Here is a 24,102-nt window from a genome sequence, read left to right on the forward strand (position 1 = left end):
GGTCCCCGGCGGACCGCTCACTCCTCGCCGAGCAGCCAGCGGACCACCTCGACCTGGTTCGGGAAGACCTGCCCCGCGCCGATGCTCCACGCGGTGCAGTGCACGATCGTCCAGCCCCGGACCCGCTCCCGGTCGAGGCCCAGCTCGGCGCTGAGCCGGTCCAGCCGGTACCGCACGGCCTGCGGGGAATGCCCCAGCTCCACCCCGCGTACCAGCGGCACCGGGGCGAACTCCCGCTCGCCGACCAGCGGCTTCGGGTCGATCGCCAGCCAGGGCTCCCGGGCCGCCCGCAGGATGTTGCCGGCGTGCAGGTCCTGGTTGACCAGCACCGGCTCGCCCTGGCTGCCCACCAGGTCGGCGAGCAGGCCGGCGGCGACGTCCAGCAGCCGCCGCTCGTACGGCCGGCCGGCCTGCTCCCAAGCGGCCGGCACCCGTTCCGCCCAGCCCGCCGCCTCCTCGGCCAGCGGGGTGAACGGTGGGCCGGCCGGTACGCCGAGCCGGGGCAGCAACTCGACCGCCGCCGCCAGCGCCGCGTCGGGGGACAGCTCGTACAGCGGGGTGCCGGGCAGGCACCGCTCCACCAGCAGCGCCCGGCGGTCCGGGTCGTGCGCGAGCAGCCGGATCGCGCCCCGGCCGGCCCAGTGCGCCAGGGCCGCCGCCTCCTGCACGCTGTCGTCGTCCGGGTACTGGAGCTTCAACACCGCCGGCGTGCCGTCCGGCAGTTCCGCCGGCACCGCCAGCGACGCGAAGGCCCCGCCGTACGGCCGGCCCACCCGCAGCTCCCACCGCTGGACGCACTCCGCCAGCAGGCCCGGCAGCGCCGTGCGCCACGCCCGGCCGGCCGGGATCCGTTCGGTCCACCGCAGGCTCTCCGGGATCTCCACCCGACCATCCTGGCGTGCCGACGGTGGTGCCCGTTGACCGGTCCTCAGCGCAGCCGGCGGATGTCGCCGTACGCCCGGTAGAAGCCGCCGCGGCCGGCCTCCCGGACCTCGGTGACCAGGTAACGCGCCCCGGGTTCCCGGATGCCCTTCGGGAACTGCACCGACCAGTCCCGGTCGTACCCGTCGGAGAGCACCCGGACCCGCAGCCGGCCGCCCTCGTCGACGCACTGCACGACCACGCCGCCCCGGGCGTCGGTGGTCACCTCCACCGAGGCCCAGGCGGCCGGCTCGGGCAGCCGGGCCGGCGCCTTGACGTCCACCACCTCCGGCACGCTGCCCGCCTCGGCCGCCCGGATCGCCGGCTCGCTGGCGTCGATGCAGGCCAGGTGGCCGCTGGTGGTGACCACGTAGAGCCGATCCTCGTGGTACTGCATCGAGTACGCCGAGCCGCAGCCGGTGCCGAGCTTCCACAACCGGTGGCCGGCCTCGTCGAAGCAGTAGATCGAGGAGGCGCTGTCGCCGGCGAAGACGTACCGGCCGCCCTCGGCCGTGGCGCAGGAGAAGACCGCGGCGTCGCAGCGGTACGTCCGCTCGGCCCGCCCGTCCTTGCGCAGCCGCACCACCTCGCGGGTGCCGGTGCCGGCGAACACGGCGCCGCGCTCCTGCCAGCCGAAGAGCACCGACCCGGTACGGGTGTGCCACAGCTCCCGGCCGGTCCGCCAGTCGTAGCCGGTGACCCCCTGCGAGTGGCCGTGGTACAGCGCGTCGGCGTCGCAGCGCACCATCCACGCCGACCGGCCTCGCCCCGCCCGCCGCCAGAGGAACTCGTCCTCGTGGTCGATCGCGGCGATGCCGCCGTCGCGGTCGGAGACGCCCAGCACGCCGTCGTGGATGTCCAGCCAGTAGATGTCGATGTCCGGCGCGATCGCGTACGCCGCCCGGGGCACCTTGCCGGAGAGGTCGTAGACGTTGCCGTCGTCGCAGCCGGCGTAGATCCAGGCATCGTCGGCGACGATGCACTTGACCCCGTCGGGGAGCCGCACCTGGTTGAGCACCCGGGCGTCGTGGTCGAGCGTGGTGATCACCCCGTGCTCGTTGCCGACCAGGCAGCTCCGCCCGTCGACGAAGATGCCGAACGCGGGCGCGCCCGAGGCGTACCGCCAGAGGACGGGGGCGGTGCGGGCGGTGGAGCGGGTGCTGACGATCTGCCGGCGGGAGACCGTCCGCTTCTGGCGTACGCCAGGCACCGCCGGGGCGTACCCCTTGCGGACCTTTTCCCCGATCTTCTTCGCGGCGGCGGCCCGGGCACGGGCGTTGTCCGGGAAGCTGGTGGTCTTGACCTGGCCCTGGTCGCCGATCCGCCCGTAGCGCACGGTCATCGCGGTGTCCGCCACCACCACCTCGTAGAACTTGTGCGCCCCACCGTCCACTTCGGACAGTTCGAGGTAGGTCGTCTCCTGCGACATGGGCATGCCTCCGAGGGGAAGTGCCGGAACCCGGCGATGCGACAGCGCCCACACGCTAACCGCGCCCCCCGACAGAATCGGGGCGGATGTCAAGCTGGGCCCCCGCCTGTACAGAAGGCGTTGAGAAGGGGCCCTTCCTACCCGGCGAGGGCGTCGACGGCCTTGCGGGCGGCGATCAGCACCGGATCCCACACCGGCGCGTACGGCGGGGCGTAGCCGAGGTCGAGCGCGGTCATCTCATCCACGGTCATGCCGTTCCACAGCGCCACCGCGAGGGCGTCGATCCGCTTGGCCGCCTCCGACCGGCCGACGATCTGCGCGCCGAGCAGCCGGCCGCTGGGCCGCTCCGCGATGAGCTTGACGTGCATGGTCCGCGCGCCCGGGAAGTAGCCCGCCCGGCTGGTCGACTCGGCCACCACCGAGACGAACTCGAACCCGGCCGCGGCGGCGTCCCGCTCCCGCAGCCCGGTCCGCCCCACCTCCAGCTCACAGACCTTGGTCACGGCGGTGCCGATGACGCCGGGGAAGGTGGCGTACCCGCCGCCGATGTTGATCCCCGCGACCCGGCCCTGCTTGTTGGCGTGCGTGCCCAGCGGGACGTGCACGGGCAGGCCGCTGACCCGGTGCAGGCTTTCCACGCAGTCCCCGGCCGCCCAGACGCCGGGCACCCCGGGCACCCGCATCCGCCGGTCCACCCGGATCGCGCCGCTGGGGCCGAGGGGAAGCCCGGCCGACTCGGCGAGCCCGACGTTGGGGCGTACGCCGAGACCGAGGACCACCACGTCGGCCGGCACCGGCCCCTCCGCGGTCTGCACCGCGGCGATCCGCCCGTCCCGCTCGGCGAGGCCGGTGACCGGGAGGCCGGTCCGGATCTGGATGCCGACGCCCCGCATCGCCTCGGCGACCAGCTCTCCCATCTCCGGGTCCACCGTGGACACCGGCTGGTCGGCCTGCTCCAGCAGGGTGACCGACAGGCCGCGCTGAATCAGCGACTCGGCCATCTCGACCCCGATGTAACCGCCGCCGACCACCACCGCCCGGCGGGGGCGGGGCTCGCCGTCCAGCCAGGCCCGCAAGGCTGCCCCGTCGTCGAGGGTCTGCACCCCGAAGACACCGGCGATCGTGCCGCGCGCCCAGTCCGGCTTGATCGGGACCGCGCCGGCGGCGTACATCAGGGTGTCGAACCCCTCGCGGACCTCGCGGCCACCGTCGAGATCCCGGGCGACGACCTCGCGGCGGTCCAGGTCGATGCCGGTGACCTCGTGCCGCAGCCGGACCTCGATGTCGAACGACTCGCGGAACGTCGTCGGGTCCCGGGCGACCAGCTGGTCCCGCTCCGGCACCACCCCGCTGATCCAGTACGGGATGCCGCAGGCCGAGTACGAGGTGAAGTGCCCCCGCTCGAAGGCCACGATCTCCAGGTCGGCGCGGGCGCGGCGGCGCCGGGCCTGGGACGCCGCCGCCATTCCGGCCGCGTCCCCGCCGATCACGATCAGCCGTTCCGCCACGCCGCCCATCCTGTCACGCGGCCGATCATCGCGGGGGCGCTTGGATCCTGCGTCAGAGCCCCGGGCCGCGGGTCTGCCGGGCGACGTCGGCGACCACGTCGACGATCCGGCCGGTCCGCTCGAAGACCGCCCGCTGCCGGGCCGCCCCGCTGCCGTGCCGGCGCAACCCGCCGAGCAGGTCGGTCACCGTGGCCAGGTCGCCGTGCCGCTCCAGCTCGGGCCGGAGCCGGTCGACCAGCCGGTCCAGCAACTCCCAGGTCGGCCGCAACTCGCCGTCGGTGACGTCCACGCCGTCGCCCTCCAGGCCGTCGTGGGCGGCCCGCCAGTGCGCGGCGACCAGCAGGTGGTGGTCGGTGTTGATCGGCGGCCGGCCCGCCTCGAGGTCCGTCATCGCGGTCGCCACCAGGGCGCGCACCAGGGCCGCCACCAGCACGGTGTCGTCCAGCGAGGGGCAGACGTCGCCGATCCGGATCTCCACGGTGGGGTACTTCGCGGACAGCCGGGCGTACCAGTAGAGCATCCCCTCGTCGAGCATCACCCCGGTGGCGATGAGCTGCCGGATCAGCCGTTCATAGTGCTCGTGGGAGGTCAGGAACGGGGTCGGCGCGACCGAGGGCCAGCGTTCCCACTCCACCGACCGCCAGCTGGCGTAGCCGGTGTCCGCGCCCTTGGCGAACGGCGAGTTGGCGGTCACCGCCGCCAGGATCGGCAGCCACGGGCGGACGTGGTTGAGCACCCGCACCCCGGTCTCCGGGTCGGGCACGCCGACGTGCACGTGCATGCCGTTGTTGCCCGGTCCGGGCACCAGCAGCCGGAACCGCTCGATCATCCGGTCGAAGCGAGGCTTGTCGACCACCGGCGGCACCGGGCCGTCCACCGGGCCGGTGCCGACCGCCAGCAGCCGTACGCCGGCCCGCTCGGCCGCGTCGGCGAGCGCGCCGCGCAGCACCCCCAGCGAGTGCCGGATCGAGGACAGCTCCAGGCCGGGCGGGCTGCCGATCTCGATCTGGCTGGTCTGGAACTCCCGCTCCACCTGCCCGCGCAGCTCGGCCGGCACCTGCTCCATCACCAGGTCGACGGCGGGCACGGCCGTCCCGGTGTGCGGGTCGACGAGCAGGAACTCCTCCTCCACGCCCACGGTGAGCAGGTCGCTCCGGACCGGCGTCGCCACCTGATCCCGCTCCGCCACCCCGCCCGCCATGGCCACCACCGTCCGTTCTGCCGGTCGCGGCGCACCGCCGCGGTGTCGACGGCACCATTACCCAGGGTGTCGATCGGGGGAAACGTTCCGGTTCGGAACCGGCTGCCCGGATGCTTACGATGGGCCGGTCGATCCGGTGCGGCGCGGCCCGTCACCGGGGAACCGGCAGCCCGAGGGAGGTCCGGGTGACCGCTGACGACTCCTCGCGCAGGGTGACCGCCGGGCGGGACTGGCGGCGGCAGGTGCCCCGGGCCTTCGCCACCCTGCTCTGGCTCCTCGCCACGGTCTGCGCCCTGGCCGCGTTGAGCAGCGCGTTCCGCGCGGATGTCCAGCCGGTCCGGATGTTCATCGACACCCTGCTGCTGCCCGCGCCGGCCAACCTGGCGTACGCGGTCTTCCTCGGCACGCTCGCCGCGGCGGTGCTGCGCCGCAAGCGCCTGGCGTACCGGGTGCTGGTCGGCTACTTCTCGCTCAGCCTGGTGGGCGGGCTGCTGGCCGGTGCGCTGCTGGCCGTCGTCGGGGCGGACCGGCTCACCGACGACACCGGGCGGCGGATCTTCAACCTGATCGAGACGGTCGGCGTGTGGGTCGGCGTCGGGTTCGCCGCGCTGGCCCTGGCCCTGCTGCTGGCCGCCCGGCGGGAGTTCTACGCCCGGGTGCGCCGCGGCAGCGCCTGGCGTGCGCTCGGCGTCTTCCTCGGGCTGGCGGTCGTGGCGGTCGGCCTCGGCTACCTGCTGCTCCTGTTCGAGCCGGGCAGCCTACGCACCTGGCCGGGCCGGCTCGGGTACGCCGTCGAGAAGGTGTTCGGCGGCGCGGTCACCCTGGACGTCACCCGGCTGGGGCAGGCGCCGGGCTGGGTGAACCTGCTGCTCGGCGCGTTCGGCGCGGTCGCCTTCGTGGCCGGGTTGTTCACCCTGCTGCGGTCCCAGCGGGCCGCGGCGGTGCTGCATCCGGACGAGGAGGAGCGGATCCGCGCCCTGCTCGCCCGGCACGGCGGGCGCGACTCGCTGGGCTACTTCGCCACCCGGCGGGACAAGGCGGCGATCTTCTCGCCCAGCGGCAAGGCGGCCGTCACCTACCGGGTGGTCAACGGGGTCAGCCTGGCCAGCGGCGACCCGATCGGGGACCCGGAGGCGTGGGGGCCGGTCATCGCGGCGTGGCTGGAGCAGGCCCGCGAGTATGCCTGGACCCCGGCGGTGATGGGCACCAGCGAGGCCGGGGCCCGGGCCTACCACCGGTACGGGCTCAAGGTGCTGCACCTGGGCGACGAGGCGATCCTGGTGACCCGCGAGTTCGACCTGGACGGGCGGGACATGCGCCCGGTGCGGCAGGCGGTGCACCGGGTCGAGCGGGCCGGTTACACGGCCCGGGTCCGCCGGCACGCCGAGATTCCGCCGGGGGAGCTGGCCGAGGCGGCCCGGCTCGCCACCGGATGGCGGGACACCGAGAACGAGCGGGGTTTCTCGATGGCGCTGGGCCGCCTCGGCGACCCCGCCGACGGCGACTGCGTACTGGTCGAGGCGGCCGGCCGGGACGGGCGGGTCCGGGCGCTGCTGTCGCTGAGCCCGTGGGGCACGGACGGGCTGTCGCTGGACCTGATGCGCCGGGACCGGGCCGCCGAGAACGGGATCGTGGAGTTCATGGTGGCGGCGCTGCTCGCCGCCGCCCCCCGGCTCGGCGTCGAGCGGGTGTCGTTGAACTTCGCGGCGTTCCGCGCGGTCTTCGAGCAGGGCGCCCGGATCGGCGCCGGCCCGGTCATCCGGCTCTGGCGGGGGCTGCTGCTGTTCTTCTCCCGCTGGTGGCAGCTGGAGTCGCTGTACCTGTCCAACGCCAAGTACCAGCCGCACTGGGTTCCCCGCTACCTGTGCTTCGGCGAGCGCCGGGAGCTGGCTCGGGTGGGCCTGGCCGCGGTGGCCGCGGAGGGCTTCCTCGCCCTGCCCGGCGGCCGCCCCACCCCGCTGCGCGGGGTGCCACCGGCCGGCGGCGGCGTGCACTACGTCCCGCCGTCGGCCGCGACCGTCCACCCGGTCGCGCCGGAGTCGGCCCCGGAGCACCGCCCGGAACAGGTGCGGGTGCGGGCGGCGAAGCTGGACCGGCTGCGCGCCGAGGGCGTCGACCCGTACCCGGTGGGTTACCCGCGTACCGCGTCGTGCGCCTCGGTGCGGGAGCGGCACGCGGGCCTGGCGCCGGACACCGGCACCGGCGAGACCGTCGCGGTGGCCGGCCGGGTGCTGCTGGTCCGCGACCACGGCGGGATCTGCTTCGGCACGATCCGGGACGGCAGCGGCGACCTGCAACTGGTGCTGGAGCACGACCTGGACCGGTGGCGGGCCACCGTCGACATCGGCGACCACGTCGGTGCCACCGGCGAGGTGTACGCGACCCGGCACGGCGAGGTCTCGGTCCGGGTCGCCGACTGGCAGTTGACCGCCAAGTGCCTGCGCCCGTTGCCGGACAAGCACCGAGGGCTGGCCGATCCGGAGGCCCGGGTCCGCCGCCGCTACCTCGACCTGGCGATCAACCCGGAGGCCCGGGACCTGCTGCGGGCCCGGGGCGCCGTGCTGCACAGCCTGCGCGGCACGCTGGCCGGGCGGGACTTCCTGGAGGTGGAGACGCCGATCCTGCAACGGGTGCACGGCGGCGCGAACGCCCGGCCGTTCGTCACCCACAGCAACGCGTACGACCTGCGGTTGAGCCTGCGCATCGCGCCCGAGCTGTTCCTCAAGCGGCTTGCCGTGGGCGGGGTGGAGCGGGTTTACGAGCTGGGTCGGGCGTTCCGCAACGAGGGGGTCGACCACAGTCACAACCCGGAGTTCACCGTGCTGGAGGCGTACCAGGCGTACGCCGACTACCACGCCATGCGGGAGCTGGCCCGGGAGTTGATCGTGGCCGCGGCGGTGGCGGTGCACGGCGCGCCGGTGGTCCGCCGGCCCGGCACCGACGAGCTGGTGGAGGTGGGCGGCGAGTGGCCGGTGCGCACGGTCGACGAGGCGATCTCCGCGGCGCTGGGTGAGGAGGTCACCCCGGACACCGGGCTGGCCGTGCTGCGCAAGCTCGCCGACCGCGCCCGGGTGTCGTACGACCCGCGCTGGGGCCGGGGCGAGGTGCTGCTGGAGCTGTACGAGCGGCTGGTCGAGGCGCGTACCGGGGTGCCCACGTTCTATCTGGACTTCCCGACCGACACCTCGCCGCTGACCCGTCGGCACCGGGCCGACCCGCGGCTGGCCGAGCGGTGGGACCTGGTGGCGTTCGGGATGGAGCTGGGCACCGCGTACTCGGAGCTGATCGACCCGGTCGAGCAGCGGCGGCGGCTGACCGAGCAGTCGCTGCGGGCGGCCGGCGGCGACCCGGAGGCGATGGAGCTGGACGAGGACTTCCTCACCGCGCTGGAGTACGCCATGCCGCCCACCGGCGGCCTCGGCCTGGGCGTGGACCGGCTGGTGATGCTGCTGACCGGCCGGTCGATCCGGGAGACGCTGCCGTTCCCGCTGGTCCGGGAGTCCTCGTGAGCCGGGCCCGGTCCGCGCCGGCGGTGGCGGTGGCGCTGGTGGTGGCGGCGGTGCTCTACTCCTCCTGGCTGCTCGGGCCGCTGCTCAACCCGGCGCTCGGGCTGACCCACGGGTACGCCAGCGAGCTGGCCGCCCGGGACCAGCCGTACCACCTGGTGTTCGGGCTGGGGGACGCGCTGACCGGGCTGCTGGCCGCCGCCACCGGCGTGGCGCTGGCCCTGCGGGCCCGGGGCGTCACCCGGACGGCCTGGCTGGGCCTGGCCGTGTTCGGGGTGGCCACCGCGCTGGACGGCGGGCTGACGTCGATGGACTGCGCGCCGACGACCGACGCGCGCTGCGCCCGGCTGGAGCGGTTGGGGTCCCTCTCCTGGCGGCACGAGGCGCACACCATCAGTTCGGCGCTGGCGGTGGCCGGCGGGCTGGTCTCGCTGGTCGCCATCCTGGCCGTGCTGCGGGCGCCGGCCTGGCGACGGTGGGGGATCGCGGTGGCGGTGGTGCTGCTGGTCGGGACGGTCACCACGCTGCTGGAGTCGGCGTACCCGGACGGCGGGCTGGGCGGCTGGCAGCGGGTGCAGTTGGTGGGTCTTGCCGGCTGGCTGCTGCTGGCCGCCGCGGTCGCCGCCCGCCCGGACCTGCTGGCCGTCGGGCGGGACGGCAGACCCTAGGCAGGTCCCCGTGGTGTATGCCGCATGTCGCGCTTCCGGATCTTCTTGACCGCCCAGCTGACGAGCATGACGCCGAAGACCGCGAAGATCGCGTAGTTGAACCAGCTGCTGTACCGGTCCACGTCCTCCCAGCGGGAACCCAGCACGTAGCCCAGACCGACGATCAGGCTGTTCCACCCGCCGCTGCCCAGCGTGGTGAACACGACGAACTCCGACATCCGCATCCGGTTGGCTCCCGCCGGCACGGAGACCAGGCTCCGCACCACCGGCACCAGCCGGCCGATCAGCACCGCCCACCGGCCGTGCCGCTCGAACCAGCGGTCGGCCTTCTCCAGGTCCGACCGGTCCACCAGCGGGATGTGGTCCAGCCAGCGCTTCAGCCGTTCCTCGCCGAGGGCGGCGCCGAGCCAGTACAGCACCAACGCGCCGACCAGCGAGCCGACGGTGGCGGCGAGCACGATCAGCACCACGTTGAACCGGCCCTCGTGGGCCAGGTAGCCGGCCATGGCCAGCACGATCTCGCTGGGGATCGGCGGGATGATGCTCTCCAGCGCGACCAGGAAGGCCACGCCCACCGCGCCGAGCGAGTCGAGGACGCTCGCCACCCACCCGGTCAGCCCGCTGAACTGGGACGGGTCGACATTCTGGGCGAGGGCCATGGCCAACCCCTTCCACGGTCTTTCCGGATCGGGGGAAGGTACCCGCGCGCCCGGCCCGCACACCTACCGGTGATCCACCCCACCAACGGCCGGGGCCGCCCTCACGGGTGCAGGGCGGCGTCGGCCGGGCCGGTGCGCCAGCCGGTGAACCGCACCGCCAGGCCGCCGCGGCTGGGCGAGCAGCAGTACGGCCCGGCCGAGGCGGCGGCGTCCGGGGGCAGCGGCGCGAGCCGGACCAGCCGCCACGGCTCGCCGGCCACCCGGGCCCGTACGGTCAGCGCGTCCCCCGCCCGGCTGGCCCGGACGGTGACCGCCCGGCCGGTCCACTCCGGCACCGGCGCGACCGACCAGTCGGAGAACTCCCGGGTCACCACCGCGCCGAGCTGCGGCCGGCCGTCGCTGACCTCGACGCCGGCCTTGACCCAGTGCCGCTCGTCCACCCGGACGAGCACCCCGGCCTGGTCGAACTGCTCGCGGTAGTCCAGCTGAAAGGTCACCTCGACCGCGCGGCCGGTGGGCAGCGGGGCGAGCAGCGCCGAGACGTCGTCGTGCACGAACCCGTAGCTGGTGTGCCGCCACAGGTCGCTGCCCGCGGCCGGCTCGACCAGGAGTTCGCCGGCGTCCGTGCGGTCGGCGCGTACCGGGGGGTTGAGCCAGGTGCCGTCGGCCCAGCCGACCGGCCGGGTGGTCGATGCCTCGTCCATGTCGGGGATCCTGCCACCACCGCGTCGTCCGGCGGGTGCCCGAGTGGACGGACGGTCACGTTTGCCGGGCCGGCGGATCGGAGAAGGTATTCGGGCATGGCTGACAGGTGGTACTCGGAGGCTGTCGTCTACTGCCTCGACATCGACACGTACGTGGACTCCGACGGCGACGGCATCGGTGACATTCCGGGCCTCATCGGTCGCCTCGACTACCTGGCCCGGCTCGGGGTGACCTGCCTCTGGCTCAGCCCGATCCACCCGTCCCCCAACCAGGACGACGGGTATGACGCCACCGACTTCTACAACGTGGACCCGCGGCTGGGCACGCTCGGCGACTTCGCCGAACTGCTGCACCAGGCGCGCAACCGGGGCATCCGGGTGATCATCGATCTGGTGGTCAACCACACCTCGGACCAGCACCCCTGGTTCCAGTCGGCCCGCTCGTCGCCCGACTCCCCCTACCGGGACTGGTACGTCTGGGCCGACGAGGAGCCGTCCTCCCGCTACCAGGGCATGGTCTTCCCGGGCGAGCAGCACGAGACGTGGAGCTACGACCGGACGGCGAAGGCCTGGTACTACCACCGGTTCTACAAGTTCCAGCCGGACCTGAACATCAGCAACCCGAACGTTCGCGAGGAGATCAAGAAGATCACCTCGTTCTGGCTCCAGCTCGGCGTCTCCGGCTTCCGGATGGACGCGGTGCCGTTCATCATCGAGCAGACCGAGCCGGGCAACCTCGACTCGCCGAAGGACTTCGACTTCCTCACCGAGCTGCGCCAGCACGTGCAGTGGCGGCGCGGTGACGCCGTCCTGCTGGCCGAGGCGAACGTCGAGCCGGACCAGCTGCCGACCTACTTCGGTGACGACAGCGGCTCGGGCAACCGGATCCACATGCTCTTCGACTTCATGCTCAACGGCCGGCTGATGCTCGCCCTGGCCCGGGAGGACCCGGAGACGATCATCGAGGCGCTGCGGGACACCCCGAAATTGCCGGTCGGCGGGCAGTGGGCCACCTTCCTGCGCAACCACGACGAGATCGACCTGTCCCGGCTCACCACCGACCAGCGCAACGACGTGCTGGCGAAGTTCGGCCCGGACGAGCACATGCAGCTCTACGGCCGGGGCATCCGGCGCCGGCTCGCGCCGATGCTCGGTAACGACCGGCGGCACATCGAGCTGGCGTATGCGCTCCAGTTCTCGCTGCGCGGCACGCCGGTGCTGCGCTACGGCGAGGAGATCGGCATGGGCGAGGACCTCTCGCTGCCGGGGCGCAAGGCGATCCGTACCCCGATGCAGTGGTCGTACGAGCCCAACGGGGGGTTCTCGCGGGCCGAACCGGAGAAGCTGGTCCGGCCGGTGATCGACAAGGGTGAGTTCAGCTACGAGAAGGTCAACGTCACCGCCCAGCGCAAGGACCCGCGATCCCTGCTCGGCTGGTTCGAGCGGATGATCCGTACGCTGCGCGAGGCGCCGGAAATCGGCTCGGGCTCGACCACCCACATTGACGTGCCGATGCCGCGCGACGTGCTCGCGCACCGGGCCGACGGGCCGACCGGCACGATGGTCTTCCTGCACAATCTCGGCACCGAGGACGTCGAGGTGGACCTGAGCACGTTGCAGCCGGAGGCCGACATGCCGATCGACGTGCTCTCCGACCGGGGCTACCCCGAGGTGGGCAAGCTGGACCGGCTCCAGCTCACCGGTCACGGCTACCGCTGGATCCGGCTCTGCCGCAGCTGGTAGGCCCGCCGCACGCCGTCGCCCACCGCCCCGCCGCCGGTCCTCGGCGGCGGGCCGGCGCGGGTACGCCTGGGTTAAGCTCCTTCGATCGAGCCACAAGTTACCGGGAGGTAATCATGTCGGAGGAGCAGCGGGTCGCCATCGTCACCGGCGCCGCGCGCGGCATCGGTGCGGCCACCGCCCGCCGGCTGGCCGCCGACGGGCTGGCCGTCGCCGTGGTCGACGTCGAGGAGTCGGCCACCAAGGAGACGGTGGAGGCGATCACCGCGGCCGGCGGCCGGGCCCTCGGGGTCGGCGCGGACGTCTCCGACCGGGGCCAGGTGGAGTCCGCCGTGGAGCGGGTGGCCGCCCAGCTCGGCGCCCCCACCGTGCTGGTCAACAACGCCGGCGTGCTCCGCGACAACCTGCTGTTCAAGATGACCGACGCCGACTGGGACACCGTGCTGGCCGTGCACCTGCGCGGCTCGTTCCTGTTCAGCCAGGCGGCGCAGCGGCACATGGTCGAGCAGAAGTGGGGCCGGATCGTCAACCTGTCCAGCACCTCGGCCCTGGGCAACCGCGGCCAGGCCAACTACTCCGCGGCCAAGGCCGGCCTCCAGGGCTTCACCAAGACCCTCGCCATCGAGCTGGGCCCGTACGGGGTGACCGTCAACGCCGTCGCGCCGGGCTTCATCGTCACCGACATGACCGCGGCCACCGCCGCCCGGATGAAGGTCAGCTTCGAGGATCTGCAGCAGCACGCCGCCGCCGAGATCCCGGTCCGCCGCACCGGCCGCCCGGAGGACGTCGCGCACACCGTGTCGTTCCTCGCCAGCGAGGGCGCGTCCTTCGTCTCCGGCCAGGTCATCTACGTGGCCGGCGGCCCCAAGGACTGACCACGTCGCGCCCGCCGCCGCCCCGGCCGGGTGGCGGCGGGGCTCCGCTTCAGCGGTCGGCGTCGCGGGTGCGCCAGAGCCAGAGCAGGCCGAGGATCGGCAGCACCAGCGGCACATAGCCGTACCCGCTGCCGAACTGCGACCAGACCGTCTCGTCTGGGAAGAGCTGCCGGTCGGCCACGCTGAGCACGCCCACCCCGAGCACCCCGACCAGCTCCACAGAGCAGCAGAGCAGGGCGGTACGCCGGCCGGCGTGCCCGGCCCGGGCCAGCCCGACCGCCGCCACGATGTAGATCAGCGCCGCCGCCGCGGAGAGCAGGTACGCCACCGGGGCCCGGTCGAACTTCGTGGCGATCTGCAACCCGGCCCGGGAGGTGGCGGCGATGGCGAAGAGGATGTAGATCGCGATCAACAGCCGGCCCGGCCCCCGATTGGTCGCCTGCGGCTCAGCCACCGACGACCTCCCAGGTCTGCTGGAGGCGGACCACGACCACCGGGGTGACCAGGCAGATGGCGCAGACGATCGCGGAACCCCAGCGGGTCGGCTCCATCCGCGCCAGCACCCAGGCCAGTGGCGGCAGGCAGACCACGGTCACCAGGTAGCCGAAGAAGGCGCCCGGCTCGCCGGGCCGCTCACCGCCGCCGAGCGCCACCAGCGCCACCACGGCGAGGCCGAGCAGCGCCAGCTCCAGCAGTGCCAGGCCGGCGAACTGGGCCCGGTCCGGGGCGCGGTGGCGCAGCGTCGCCACCAGCGCCCAGCCCGCCAGTACGAGCGACAGCACGATGCCGGCCGTCGCGAGGATCCCGTGCACCGGCGAGCCGGCCGCTGCGGCGCTGGTCATCGGCGCCATCCCGGCGCGGTACGGTTCACCGGGACAGCCTACTAACCCGCGTAGTAGCCATCGTCGGCCGGCTCTCCCGCCGGCCGGGTGTCCTATCGCTTCGCCGCGCCGTCAGCGCCGGTCCGGCCAGGGGACCCCGCGCAGGTGCCAACTCAGGGCGAGGGTCAGGAGGGCCATGGCGGTGGTGACCCAGTAGTTGGTGTGCCAGGCGCGGCCAGTGGCGAACTCCTCGGTGAGAGCCGAGTTCGGCGCCGCGTGCTGGGCAACCACGAAGCCCGCGAAGAGCGCTGGCGTGATCACGGCGGAGGCCAGCGGGCCGAGCACCAGGCACAGAATGGCACCGATGCACGAGAAGACGGCCACGTTGCCGATCAGCCCGTGCAGGGGCGGGAACTGTTCGTCGGGGTGACTCGAAGTGATGATCCAGTACCAGGTCGGCAGGACGGCCAGGGGTGCGGCGAGCGCGGCCACGGAGTAGGTCAGGTGCCCGAGTCGGGCCGACGGCCGGGCGGTGAGTTCGCGGCCATCAAACCGGGGGACGGTGAGGGCGGGGAGGACGCTGGCCAAGGCGACCGCGACGATTTCCGGGGTGCCCACGCCTCGGGGTGGTAGGTCGAACACGACGCTCACCGAGAGGCTCAGCTCGGGAAACAATGCGGTGAGCAGCAAGGCGGCAGCGGTGACGGTTACCGCGAGTGGGCCACCACGGACGTGCCACAGCCCCGCAGCGCGGCTTCGCATCACCCGAGAGCGGCGGACAGCCGGCACGAGCTGATCATCTCCTGGTTGTGCTGGACGAATGCGCCGAGTTGCGCGGCGTTCATGGCGGTCAGTTTCCGCGCTGCCGCTGGTGGTGCGTCGGGTCCGAAGGCGCCTGCCAGGTCTTCGAACCCGGCCAATTGAAGAATTCGCGCGTAAAGGACGGTGGCCGTGTCGTAGCTCTCGGTGGTCTGGCCGGGCTGGAGGCAGTTGCCGAGCGTGATGGCTTCGCTCACCTGGAGGGCAACCTGCTCGGGGATGGTGGCGGCGAGGAACCTTCGGTCCAGAGGGCTCGGGTCCAGGCTGATGAGGGCCTCTTTGGCGCGTGGGGTGTCGTGATCGGACACGGCGACATCCGTCACCCGAGACAGCATCGGGGCGAGCCCGGCGGCGCGCAGCCGCGCGACGACGGCGACGGTGCGGTCCATGGCCGGCCGGTTCGCCGCGTGCAGGCACACCTCCGTGCCATCGACCTGCTGGCAGACGCGTGGGACGGGACGATCGACCACAGTGAGCGCCGGGCGCCACGCGAAGGCGATTGCGGCCAGGGCCCCCACCACGGCCAGCCACGTGAGAAGGGGACGGCCCCGTCGGCGGACCGACCCGCGGGAGGCAGCCCACGAGGCGAGAGAGGCGGCAAGCAGGCAGATACCGATGGAAGCGATCACGGCGAAGACGGCGGTCGCGGAGTTCGTCTCGAACCTGGGCGAGCTGGGCGTCCATTGGCGCACCGGCAGCAAGAGTCCGATCGGCATGAACAGCGGCTCGTTTGGCAAACCCATCACCGCGAAGGCCAGCACCGCGACCGCGGGAGCGATCACCCAGTGCCGCACGGCAGCACCGACGCAGAGTCCGATCACCGCCAACGTGGTCACCCCGGCCACACCGACGACCACGTCCTGGATGGCTAGCGCACCGGTGGTCGCTTGTCGCGCCGCGGCGAGGTGAATCGGGGCCAGTCCGAGAGCATGTCCCAGGCAGAGCCACACCGCCAGGGCAAGCCCATGGACGAGGAACAGGCCGGCATCCACCCTCGGCCGCAGCGCCGCGGCCACCGGAGACGCCTTGGGGAAGTACGTTGCTCCGAGCGCGGCGGCTGCACCGGCGACCACCGATCCGGGGATCCAGAGCGACTCGTGCCAGGCGGTGGCGACAGCCGACCACGTGACGTAGTCGGACCCGACTATGTCCCTGGTTGCCAGAAGCGAAGCGGTCGCCATGAGCGTGCCTGCGGCCGGGAACACCCACCGTGGTCCGGGCCAGCCGAAAAACAGGCGCAGGCGATTCATTCGGAACCGCCGAGGGACACGATCAGATCGTCGTAGGCACGCTCGAACGGCGACCCAGGGCGGCCGTCACCGGACGCCTCGGGGATGGTCAGTTGCGATATGGGGCCCTGGTACTGGATCTTTCCGTCGACCAGGACACCAACCGTGTCCGCGAGGTGCTCGACATCCTCGGTCAGGTGGGTCGACAGCACCACCGGCCGCTCGGCGCCGAACTGCTGGATCACCTGTCGTACCCTGAGCCGCTGCCCCGGATCGAGACCGACGGTGGGCTCGTCCAGGATGAGAATGCGCGGATCGTGCACAATGCCGGTGGCCAGTGCGACCCGTTGACGCTGCCCACCGCTGAGGGTGCGGATCCTCCGGGAGGCCAGGTCCAAAGCCTGCATCTTGCCCAGGGCGGCCTCGACCGCTACGTCTGCCCGCGCCGTGTCCATCCCGCTCAGCCAGGCCGCGTAGGCGACGAGGTCGCGCACCTTCGCCAAGCCTGGAAGCGACGGATTCTGCGGTACGTACCCAAGCAATTTCTGAGCTGCCTTACCGTCGCTGACGTCCCGGCCGTCGATGATCACTTGGCCGTGGCTGGGCCGTGCCAGACCCACCATGCACTTGATCAACGTGGTCTTCCCCGCCCCGTTCGGACCGAGCAGAGCGGTCACCCCCGGACCGATCGTCCAGGAGGCGCCGGTCAGGGCCCGACGCCTCCCGTACGAGAATGACAGGTTTCGAACCTCAACGATCCCGGTCACTCAAACCTCTTGCCCTGGTAGTAGTGAGACGCGAAGTGAAGTTAGCAGCGCGTGGCGCGCGACGAAGCCACCGACGCCCCGGTGCTCGACTTGAAGTCAGAGGAGTAGCTACCGCGGCCCTTGCCGCAGGACCCGTTGACCGTCTTGGTGCCGGCTGGACAATTCAGCCGGCAGGTCGAGCCTTAACACCCCGCGATAAGCTTGGTGTCACCCTTCGACATTCAAGCACGTCAGTCGGTGCTGTCTGCCGAGTTCGGCGCAGTTTCGTCGATGACTCCGCTGGTATGCCGGCCGCACGAGTATCGCCGGCACAAGATTTGTCATGACTGTTCTCTAGAGTGAAGGGGCCAGCGAAAAGTCGACTTTCCACGTGACCCGGATGAAGAGAGCATGCGGGACGAGTGCCGCGAATCCGAGGTCGGGCTGGTCGAGTCCAACGGCGAGAAGAACCACCATCTGCTCGTCGACTGCCCGCCCAAATCGCCATCGCCGAGCTGGTCAAGAACCTCAACGGCGTCTCGTCCCCCGGCGGATGCGGCGGACCTGCTCAATCCACGCCGGCACTACTACCGCTGAGGGCGGAGCAACCGCAGGCCGATAGCCGTCGCCCGGCTCTCCGCCGGGTCGCCGCCCGCCGACCGGGCCGGCCGGTTAGCGTGGGATCACGGTCACCGGCGCAGGCCGGGGGGCGGATGACGACGGCAGGGGGATTCGTGCTGCGGTTCGGCTTGTTCGGCACCGGCCACTGGGCGGCGGAGACACACGCCGCGGCCATCGACGCCCACCCCCGCGCCACCCTGGCCGGGGTCTGGGGCCGGAACCCGGAGCGGGCGGGCGCGCTGGCCGCGCGGCACGGCGTACCGGTGTTCCCGGACGTGGACGCGCTGATCGACGCGTGTGACGCCATCGCGGTGGCGCTGCCGCCGGACGTGCAGGCCGACATCGCCTTCCGGGCCGCCACTGCGGGGCGCCACCTGCTGTTGGACAAGCCGCTGGCGCTCAGCCTCGCCGACGCCGACCGGGTGGTCGCCGCGGCGCAGCAGAGCGGCGTCGCCTCGGTGGTCTTCTTCACCCAGCGGTTCCACCCGAACATCACCGGCTTCCTGGCCGCCACCGCCGCGGCGGGCGGCTGGCAGCACGCCCGAGGCACCCAGTTCGCCTCCATCTTCCAGCCCGGCAACCCGTACGGCGGCTCCCGCTGGCGGCACGAGAAGGGCGCGCTGTGGGACATCGGCCCGCACGCCCTGTCGCTGGTCCTGCCGGTGCTCGGGCGGGTCACCCGGGTCGCCGCCATGGACGGGCCGAGCGGCCTGGTCCACCTGCTGCTCACCCACGACGGCGGCGCCACCAGCACGCTGTCGCTCACCCTGGACGCGCCGCCCGCGGCGGTCACCCGCGACTTCGTCTTCTTCGGGGAGAACGGCGTCGAGGTGGTGCCGCCCGGTGACGGCAGCGCGCTGACCGCCTACGGCACCGCGATCGACCAGTTGTTGGAGGAGATCGACTCGGGCACCCGGGACCACCGCTGCGACGTACGGTTCGGCCGGGAGGTGGCGGCGGTGCTCACCGCCGCCGAGGTCGCCCGCGCCCAGCACCGCACCGTCGACGTGTAAGGCGGGGCCCCGCTCAACACCTAGCGCGTCGGGGCACCCGGGCGGAAATCCGTCGCGGAGCGGGGTATGGGCGGTTAGCCTGGCCGACATGTTCACGCATGCCCTGATCGACGTGGCCGCCGCGCCGGCCACGCGGGGCCTCCTCCTGGTCGCCCGTCCGTGGAACCGGCGCCCGGCCCTGGCCGGCCGGGACGCCCGTCGCGCCTGACCTGACCTGATCGGCCGCCGCCGCCCCGTGACCGGGTGCGGCGGCCGCCCTCGCGCGCGCCGACGCGTACCGCCGACCGCCCAGGGTCGTCCGAGTCCCGATCCGCTCGGACAGGCCCCGCTCCGCGCTGCCTGTCCGTACCGCCGCCGCCCGGCGGCAGACAGGACGATCTCCGTGGCGCCCCGCCGAACCCGCACCACCGCACGCGACCGGACCCGTCGCGTACTGTCTCAGAACTTCCTCGCCGACCCGGCCGCCGTCGCCCGCTTGGTGCGCGCGGCCCGTCCCGGCCCCGACGACCTGATCGTCGAGGTCGGCGCCGGGCGCGGCCAGCTCACCCGGCCGCTCGCCGCGAGCTGCGGCCGGCTGATCGCGTACGAGGTGGATCCCGCCGTCGTCGACGAGCTGGCCGGCGTCCGCCGCGACCATCCGGGGGTGACCGTGCGGCACGCGGACTTCCTCGCCGCCGCCGCGCCGGACGAGCCGTTCGCCGTGGTCGGCAACATCCCCTGGTCGCTGACCGCGGCGGTGGTCCGGTGGTGCCTCGCCGCGCCGGGGCTGCGCTCGGCGACCCTGCTCACCCAGCTCGAGTACGCGCGCAAGCGCACCGGCGAGCGCGGCCGGTGGAGCCGGCTGACCGTGTCGACCTGGCCCGAGTACCACTGGCGGCTGGCCGGGCGGGTGCCGCGGGCCGCGTTCCGCCCGGTGCCCGGCGCCGACGGGGGGATCCTGCGGCTCGACCGCCGGCCCGAGCCGTTGCTGTCCCCGGGGGCGCTGCCCGCGTACCGACGGATGGTGGAGCTGGGCTTCGGCGGGGCCGGCGGTTCCCTCGCGGCCTCGCTGCGGACCGCTCACCCGCGGGCCCGGGTGGACGGCGCGCTGCGGGCGGCCCGGCTGGACCCGGCCACCCCGGTCGGGCTGGTCTGGCCCGAGCAGTGGCTGGTGCTGTTCCGCCTGCTCCACACCCGCCACTGAGGTGCCAGGAGGGGGCCCCGGTCAACGCATTCTGGTAGTAGCGGGGCCACCGCTCAACACCTGCGGCGGGACTCCCGGGCGGGCTCAGGCGAGCGTGGCGAGTGTCCGGTTCAGCTCGGCGGGGTCGTCGAACTGTTCCACGGGCAGCGCCATCAGCACCTGCAACAGCTCGGTGCTGGCGCCGTTCTCCTGGGCCCAGCGGAGCAGGTCCTCCCGGGAGACCGGGTAGTCGAGCCCGGCCAGGTACTCCTGCAGCTGCACCCCGCTGACGGTCATGCCCACCGGCTACCCGTTCCGCTGGCACGCACACCGGGGGTGGCGCCCGCGTACCACCGGTTTGCCCGGCGGCGCGCCGGGTAGGCCGCGACATGCAGGTTCAGCGGCTCGGCGCACCGAGCGACTTCGATCCGTTGCTGGAGCGGGTGCGGGACGCCCGGATCGTGATGATCGGTGAGGCGACGCACGGCAGCTACGACTACTACCGGTTGCGCGAGCAGTTGACCCGGCGACTCATCGCCGAACAGGGCTTCGACTTCGTCGCGGTCGAGGGGGACTGGCCGGACTGCGACCGGGTGCACCGGTCGGTGGTGGCCGCGCCGGGTGGCCTGGCCGACCCGCTGACCGCTCTGGAGCGCTTCGAGCGCTGGCCGACCTGGATGTGGGCCAACGCCGAGGTTGCCCGGTTCTGCCGCTGGCTGCGGGCGTGGAACGTCGAGCGGCCCGAGGGGGAGCGGGCCGGCTTCCACGGGCTGGACGTCTACAGCCTGTGGGACTCGATGCAGGCGATCTTCGACTATCTGGGCGAGGAGGACCCCGGCTCGCTGGAGGCCGCGCAGGACGCGTACCGGTGCTTCGAGCCGTACGGCAAGCGGGTCGAGGAGTACGGGGCGGCGAGCCGGTTCGTCTCCGCGCGGTGCGAGGAGGAGGTGGTACGGCTGCTGGCGCGTACCCGGGAACAGGCCGCGGCGGACGGCCCGGACCGCTTCTCGGCCTGGCAGAACGCGGAAGTGATCGCCGGCGCGGAGCGGTACTACCGGGCCATGGTGCACGGCGGCCCGGAGTCGTGGAACGTGCGGGACATCCACATGGCCGACACGCTGGACCGCCTCCTCGACCGGTACGGCCCGGACGCCCGAGGCGTCGTCTGGGCGCACAACACGCATGTGGGGGACGCCCGGGCGACCGACATGGCGGCCGACGGGATGGTGAACATCGGCCAGTTGGCCCGGGAGCGGCACGGTGACGCCGCGGTGGTGCTGGTCGGGCTCGGCAGCTACCGGGGCACGGTCGTGGCGGCGCCCCGCTGGGGTTCGCCGGCCGAGGTGATGATCGTCCCGCCGGCCCGCGAGGGTTCGGTCGAGCGGCGGCTGCACGAGTTGCTGCCGGAGCGGGCGGTGCTGGTCTTCGGCGGCCCGGACCAGCCGGAGTGGGTCACCGGCGAGGCCGACCACCGGGCCATCGGGGTCGTGTACGACCCGAGCTTCGAGTCGTGGGGCAACTACGTGCCGACCCGGCTGGGGGAGCGCTACGACGCGTTCATCTGGTGCGACGAGACGACGGCACTGCACCCGCTGCCCGCGCTGTCCTCGTTCGGCGAGATGGAGACGTACCCGGCGGGCGTGTGAGCTCAGGTGTTGAGCGCGGCCCCCGGCTATGCAGAACGCGTAACCGGGGGCCCCGCCTTTCACACGTTCGCGGGTTCGCGGTCGGCGAGGTGGGCGCGTAGGCCCTCGCCTTCCACGTCCACGTTGGGCAGCAGCTTGTTCAGCCAGCGGGGCAGCCACCAGGCGGCGTTGTTCAACAGCGACATCACCGCCGGCACGATGGTCATCCGGACCACGAAGGCGTCGATGGCGACGCCGACGGCCAGCGCGAAGCCCATCGACTTGATGATCGGGTCCTCGAGGAAGACGAAACCGCCGAAGACCGAGATCATGATCAGCGCGGCGGCGGTGACCACCCGGGCGCCGTGCCCCATCCCGTTGATGGTGGCCTGCTGGGCGGTGTCGCCGTGCACGAAGTCCTCCCGCATCCGGGAGACCAGGAAGACCTCGTAGTCCATGGCCAGGCCGAACAGGATGCCGATCAGCAGGATGGGCAGGAAGCTGACCAGCGGGGCGGGGGTGTCCAACCCGACCAGGTCGGCCAGGTGCCCCTGCTGGAACACCGCGACCGTGATGCCGAAGGTGGCCGCGACGGTGAGCAGGAAGCCGAGCGCCGCCTTCACCGGCACCAGGATCGAGCGGAATACCAGCATCAGTAGCAGCACCGACAGGCCGACCACGAGCAGCAGGTAGATCGGCAGCGCGGCGGAGAGCTTCTCCGACACGTCGATGCCGATCGCGGTCACGCCGGTCAGCAGGACGTCGGCGTTCTGGATGCCGCTCACCTGGTCCCGGATGTCGTGCACCAGCGTCTCGGTGGCCGCGTCGGTCGGGCCGGTCTTCGGGATGACGCCGAGCAGCGCGGTGCGCCCGCTCGGGTCGAGCTGCGGCGGCGCGACCGCCAGCACCCCGTCCGTCTTCTGGATCAGCGCGGTGACCTGCGGCACGGCGGCCTGGGTGGCCTGCGGGGAATCGGCGGTCACCACCACCGCGAGCCGGCCGGTGAAGCCGGGGCCGAAGCCCTCACGGACCAGGTCGTTGCCGACCCGGGCCGGGGTGCCCTCGGCGGCGGCGGAGGCGTCCGGCAGGGCCAGCCGCATGTCCTGCGCGGGCAGCGCCAGCAGGCCGAGGCCGAGCAGGCCGACCAGGATGACCGGGATGCGCAGCCGGGTGACCCAGCCGGCCCAGCGGAAACCGAAGCCGGAGCGGTCCTCGGCGGCCGGGGCGGCTCCGGCCGGCGCGACGCCGCGCAGCCGGCGGGGGAGCACCTTGCGCCCGGCGAAGCCGAGCAGCGCCGGGGCCAGGGTGATCGCGACCAGCACCGCCACCGAGACCGTGCCGGCGGCGGCCAGACCCATCACGGTGAGGAACGGGATGTTCACCACCGCCAGGCCGGCGAGCGCGATGACCACGGTCGCGCCGGCGAAGACGACGGCGGAGCCGGCGGTGCCCACCGCCCGGCCGACCGCCTCGTCCGGTTCGAGGCCGTCGAGCAGGTTCTGCCGGTGCCGGGAGGTGATGAAGAGCGAGTAGTCGATGCCGACGGCGAGGCCGAGCATCAGGGCCAGGATGGGTGCGGTGCTGGTCAGCTCGACCGCGCCGCTGAGCGCGAACAGGCCGGCCATGCCGACGGCCACGCCGATCAGCGCGTTGAGCATGGTCATCCCGGCCGCCACCAGGGAGCCGAAGGTGATGATCAGGACGATCGCGGCGACCAGTACGCCGAGCGCCTCGGTGGAGCCGACCTCCGGCTCGCCGTTGAGCACCTCGCCGCCGGGCCCGATCTGCCAGCCCTGCTGCTCGGCCTGCGCGCCGACCTCCTCGTACGCGGACCGCTGCGCGTCGGTCACCTCGTCCGCCCGGCCGGCGAACTGCACCTGGATCAGCGCGTACCGGCCGTCGGGGCTGAGCGCCTTGACCTGGTACGGGTCGACCGCGCCGACCACGCCGGGCAGGGTGGCCGCCTCCTGGGTGACCTGCTTGACCACCGCCTGCCCCTCGGGGCTGAGGAGTTGGCCCTCCTGCGGCGCCTTGACCGCGATGGTGCCGGTGGCGCCGCTGGCTGCCGGGAACCGGTCGGCGAGCAGGTCGAGCGCGCGCTGCGACTCGGTGCCGGGCATGGTGAAGTTGCTCGCCGTCGGGCCGCGCAGCGTGGCCGCGGCGAGGCCGAGGCCGACGAGTACGACGAGCCAGACGGCGACGACGAGTCGCCGGCGGCGCAACGAGGCCCGGCCGAGCCGGTACAGCAGGGTCGCCATGGGACTTCCTTTGTCCTCGGGGTCAGGTGGTTTCCAGTGCGCGGTGCGCCACGGCCAGCAGCGCGGGTCGTAGTTCCCCGTCGGGGATGTCGATGAACTCGGGGCAGGTCTCGGCGATCCCGGCGAGCAGGACCAGTGCGGCGATCCGGGCGGCCGGGCGGTCGCTGGGGCCGGCCAGCGCCGCGATGAGCCGTTCGGACATCTGCTGCACGTACGCGAAGGCGGGCTGCTGGAGCAGGTCGGGAAACTCGCCGCGGAGCAGGGCGATCTCCCGGCGGAAGCGCACCGCCAGGTCGACGAAGCCCTCGGCGGCGACCTGCTGGGCGGCGGTGCCGAGGTGTGCGGCGATCCGCGCGTCGAGCGCCTCCAGGGCGGCGATGGCGGGTGCCATCAGCTCGGAGAGCAGCGCCTCCTTGTTGGCGAAGTGGTAGAGCACGGTGGCCTTGGAACAGCCCACCTCGCGGGCGATGTCCTGCAACGAGGTGCCCTTGTAGCCGGTGACGGCGAACCGCCGCGAGGCGGCGGCCAGGATCTCGTCGTGGGTTTCGGGCAGCGCTCGGGCCATGGCGTCCAGCATGCCTGACCGATCGGTCAGAG

Annotated in this window: 21 protein-coding genes; 7 read left to right on the plus strand and 14 right to left on the minus strand. The window is 73.0% G+C overall.

Annotation, left to right across the window (positions count from 1 at the left end):
• Window positions 1-17: 17 nt before the first annotated feature.
• From AB0H57_RS05535 to AB0H57_RS05550, 4 genes are all read right to left on the minus strand, one after another.
• Complete coding sequence (locus AB0H57_RS05535; RefSeq protein WP_357502981.1) at window positions 18-884, minus strand: aminoglycoside phosphotransferase family protein; 867 nt, start codon at window positions 882-884, stop codon at window positions 18-20.
• 44 nt (window positions 885-928) lie between these two features.
• Complete coding sequence (locus tag AB0H57_RS05540; protein WP_357503308.1) at window positions 929-2,350, minus strand: WGR domain-containing protein; 1,422 nt, start codon at window positions 2,348-2,350, stop codon at window positions 929-931.
• Between the two features lie 137 nt (window positions 2,351-2,487).
• Complete coding sequence (locus AB0H57_RS05545) at window positions 2,488-3,858, minus strand: FAD-dependent oxidoreductase (RefSeq protein ID WP_357502983.1); 1,371 nt, start codon at window positions 3,856-3,858, stop codon at window positions 2,488-2,490.
• A gap of 52 nt (window positions 3,859-3,910) precedes the next feature.
• Complete coding sequence (locus AB0H57_RS05550) at window positions 3,911-5,068, minus strand: glutamate--cysteine ligase (RefSeq protein ID WP_357502985.1); 1,158 nt, start codon at window positions 5,066-5,068, stop codon at window positions 3,911-3,913.
• Window positions 5,069-5,244: 176 nt separating this feature from the next.
• Between AB0H57_RS05550 and lysX the strand changes: the two genes are divergently transcribed.
• Both lysX and AB0H57_RS05560 read left to right on the plus strand, forming a co-directional pair.
• A complete protein-coding gene (lysX, locus tag AB0H57_RS05555; RefSeq protein ID WP_357502987.1) occupies window positions 5,245-8,568 on the plus strand; it encodes a bifunctional lysylphosphatidylglycerol synthetase/lysine--tRNA ligase LysX in 3,324 nt (1,107 codons plus the stop codon).
• The gene (locus AB0H57_RS05560; protein WP_357502989.1) at window positions 8,565-9,233 is read left to right on the plus strand and encodes a DUF998 domain-containing protein; all 669 of its coding nucleotides are present in this window, start codon (window positions 8,565-8,567) and stop codon (window positions 9,231-9,233) included. Before lysX ends, AB0H57_RS05560 begins: the two co-directional genes overlap by 4 nt.
• Here the strand turns inward: AB0H57_RS05560 and AB0H57_RS05565 are convergent.
• Window positions 9,230-9,892, minus strand: coding sequence for a DedA family protein (locus AB0H57_RS05565; RefSeq protein WP_357502991.1), 663 nt, complete (start codon window positions 9,890-9,892; stop codon window positions 9,230-9,232). The two genes, AB0H57_RS05560 and AB0H57_RS05565, sit on opposite strands and share 4 nt — an antisense overlap.
• A gap of 101 nt (window positions 9,893-9,993) precedes the next feature.
• Window positions 9,994-10,596 carry a DUF1349 domain-containing protein gene (locus tag AB0H57_RS05570; protein WP_357502993.1) on the minus strand — a complete coding sequence of 201 codons (603 nt, stop codon included), beginning with the start codon at window positions 10,594-10,596 and terminating at the stop codon, window positions 9,994-9,996.
• Between the two features lie 96 nt (window positions 10,597-10,692).
• Here AB0H57_RS05570 and AB0H57_RS05575 point away from each other — a divergent pair, with 96 nt between their 5' ends.
• Both AB0H57_RS05575 and fabG read left to right on the plus strand, forming a co-directional pair.
• Window positions 10,693-12,339, plus strand: a complete 1,647-nt coding sequence (locus AB0H57_RS05575; RefSeq protein ID WP_357502995.1) for an alpha-amylase family protein — start codon at window positions 10,693-10,695, stop codon at window positions 12,337-12,339.
• A gap of 113 nt (window positions 12,340-12,452) precedes the next feature.
• Complete coding sequence (gene fabG, locus AB0H57_RS05580) at window positions 12,453-13,211, plus strand: 3-oxoacyl-ACP reductase FabG (RefSeq protein ID WP_357502997.1); 759 nt, start codon at window positions 12,453-12,455, stop codon at window positions 13,209-13,211.
• 49 nt (window positions 13,212-13,260) lie between these two features.
• On the opposite strand, the gene AB0H57_RS05585 is transcribed toward fabG, so the two are convergent.
• The 5 genes from AB0H57_RS05585 to AB0H57_RS05605 form a co-directional block, all read right to left on the minus strand.
• Window positions 13,261-13,665: a hypothetical protein gene (locus tag AB0H57_RS05585; RefSeq protein WP_357502999.1), complete on the minus strand. Its 405-nt coding sequence runs from the start codon at window positions 13,663-13,665 to the stop codon at window positions 13,261-13,263.
• Window positions 13,658-14,053 carry a hypothetical protein gene (locus AB0H57_RS05590; RefSeq protein WP_357503001.1) on the minus strand — a complete coding sequence of 132 codons (396 nt, stop codon included), beginning with the start codon at window positions 14,051-14,053 and terminating at the stop codon, window positions 13,658-13,660. The genes AB0H57_RS05585 and AB0H57_RS05590 overlap by 8 nt, the downstream gene beginning before the upstream one ends.
• A gap of 111 nt (window positions 14,054-14,164) precedes the next feature.
• Entirely contained in the window at window positions 14,165-14,650 is a 486-nt protein-coding gene (locus AB0H57_RS05595; protein ID WP_357503003.1) for a hypothetical protein, read from the minus strand.
• 143 nt (window positions 14,651-14,793) lie between these two features.
• The gene (locus tag AB0H57_RS05600) at window positions 14,794-16,101 is read right to left on the minus strand and encodes a hypothetical protein (RefSeq protein ID WP_357503005.1); all 1,308 of its coding nucleotides are present in this window, start codon (window positions 16,099-16,101) and stop codon (window positions 14,794-14,796) included.
• Window positions 16,098-16,847, minus strand: a complete 750-nt coding sequence (locus AB0H57_RS05605; RefSeq protein WP_357503007.1) for an ATP-binding cassette domain-containing protein — start codon at window positions 16,845-16,847, stop codon at window positions 16,098-16,100. Before AB0H57_RS05605 ends, AB0H57_RS05600 begins: the two co-directional genes overlap by 4 nt.
• 692 nt (window positions 16,848-17,539) lie before the next feature.
• Between AB0H57_RS05605 and AB0H57_RS05610 the strand changes: the two genes are divergently transcribed.
• Together AB0H57_RS05610 and erm are read left to right on the plus strand one after the other, a co-directional pair.
• A complete protein-coding gene (locus tag AB0H57_RS05610; RefSeq protein WP_357503009.1) occupies window positions 17,540-18,460 on the plus strand; it encodes a Gfo/Idh/MocA family oxidoreductase in 921 nt (306 codons plus the stop codon).
• 382 nt (window positions 18,461-18,842) lie between these two features.
• A complete protein-coding gene (gene erm / locus AB0H57_RS05615) occupies window positions 18,843-19,643 on the plus strand; it encodes an ErmE/ErmH/ErmO/ErmR family 23S rRNA (adenine(2058)-N(6))-methyltransferase (protein ID WP_357503011.1) in 801 nt (266 codons plus the stop codon).
• An 84-nt stretch (window positions 19,644-19,727) separates the two neighbouring features.
• Here erm and AB0H57_RS05620 read toward each other — a convergent pair whose 3' ends face one another.
• A complete protein-coding gene (locus AB0H57_RS05620) occupies window positions 19,728-19,919 on the minus strand; it encodes a DUF2795 domain-containing protein (RefSeq protein ID WP_357503013.1) in 192 nt (63 codons plus the stop codon).
• Between the two features lie 92 nt (window positions 19,920-20,011).
• Here AB0H57_RS05620 and AB0H57_RS05625 point away from each other — a divergent pair, with 92 nt between their 5' ends.
• On the plus strand, window positions 20,012-21,268 hold the full coding sequence (locus AB0H57_RS05625) for an erythromycin esterase family protein (protein ID WP_357503015.1): 1,257 nt from the start codon (window positions 20,012-20,014) through the stop codon (window positions 21,266-21,268).
• A gap of 59 nt (window positions 21,269-21,327) precedes the next feature.
• Here AB0H57_RS05625 and AB0H57_RS05630 read toward each other — a convergent pair whose 3' ends face one another.
• On the minus strand, window positions 21,328-23,505 hold the full coding sequence (locus tag AB0H57_RS05630; RefSeq protein ID WP_357503017.1) for an MMPL family transporter: 2,178 nt from the start codon (window positions 23,503-23,505) through the stop codon (window positions 21,328-21,330).
• A gap of 22 nt (window positions 23,506-23,527) precedes the next feature.
• The gene (locus AB0H57_RS05635) at window positions 23,528-24,070 is read right to left on the minus strand and encodes a helix-turn-helix domain-containing protein (RefSeq protein WP_357503019.1); all 543 of its coding nucleotides are present in this window, start codon (window positions 24,068-24,070) and stop codon (window positions 23,528-23,530) included.
• Window positions 24,071-24,102: the final 32 nt, after the last annotated feature.

Origin of the sequence: Micromonospora sp. NPDC050686 (assembly GCF_040654475.1) — a bacterium.
In the GTDB taxonomy this organism is placed as follows: Bacteria; Actinomycetota; Actinomycetes; order Mycobacteriales; family Micromonosporaceae; genus Micromonospora.

Bases quoted from the DNA above. Each gene is read 5' to 3' on its own strand.
- AB0H57_RS05630 (WP_357503017.1), bottom strand. From the start codon at position 23,505: ATGGCGACCCTGCTGTACCGGCTCGGCCGGGCCTCGTTGCGCCGCCGG.
- AB0H57_RS05625 (WP_357503015.1), top strand. From the start codon at position 20,012: ATGCAGGTTCAGCGGCTCGGCGCACCGAGCGACTTCGATCCGTTGCTG.
- AB0H57_RS05540 (WP_357503308.1), bottom strand. From the start codon at position 2,350: ATGTCGCAGGAGACGACCTACCTCGAACTGTCCGAAGTGGACGGTGGG.
- AB0H57_RS05620 (WP_357503013.1), bottom strand. From the start codon at position 19,919: ATGACCGTCAGCGGGGTGCAGCTGCAGGAGTACCTGGCCGGGCTCGAC.
- AB0H57_RS05565 (WP_357502991.1), bottom strand. From the start codon at position 9,892: ATGGCCCTCGCCCAGAATGTCGACCCGTCCCAGTTCAGCGGGCTGACC.
- AB0H57_RS05635 (WP_357503019.1), bottom strand. From the start codon at position 24,070: ATGGCCCGAGCGCTGCCCGAAACCCACGACGAGATCCTGGCCGCCGCC.
- AB0H57_RS05600 (WP_357503005.1), bottom strand. From the start codon at position 16,101: ATGAATCGCCTGCGCCTGTTTTTCGGCTGGCCCGGACCACGGTGGGTG.
- AB0H57_RS05610 (WP_357503009.1), top strand. From the start codon at position 17,540: ATGACGACGGCAGGGGGATTCGTGCTGCGGTTCGGCTTGTTCGGCACC.
- AB0H57_RS05575 (WP_357502995.1), top strand. From the start codon at position 10,693: ATGGCTGACAGGTGGTACTCGGAGGCTGTCGTCTACTGCCTCGACATC.
- fabG (WP_357502997.1), top strand. From the start codon at position 12,453: ATGTCGGAGGAGCAGCGGGTCGCCATCGTCACCGGCGCCGCGCGCGGC.
- AB0H57_RS05590 (WP_357503001.1), bottom strand. From the start codon at position 14,053: ATGACCAGCGCCGCAGCGGCCGGCTCGCCGGTGCACGGGATCCTCGCG.
- AB0H57_RS05570 (WP_357502993.1), bottom strand. From the start codon at position 10,596: ATGGACGAGGCATCGACCACCCGGCCGGTCGGCTGGGCCGACGGCACC.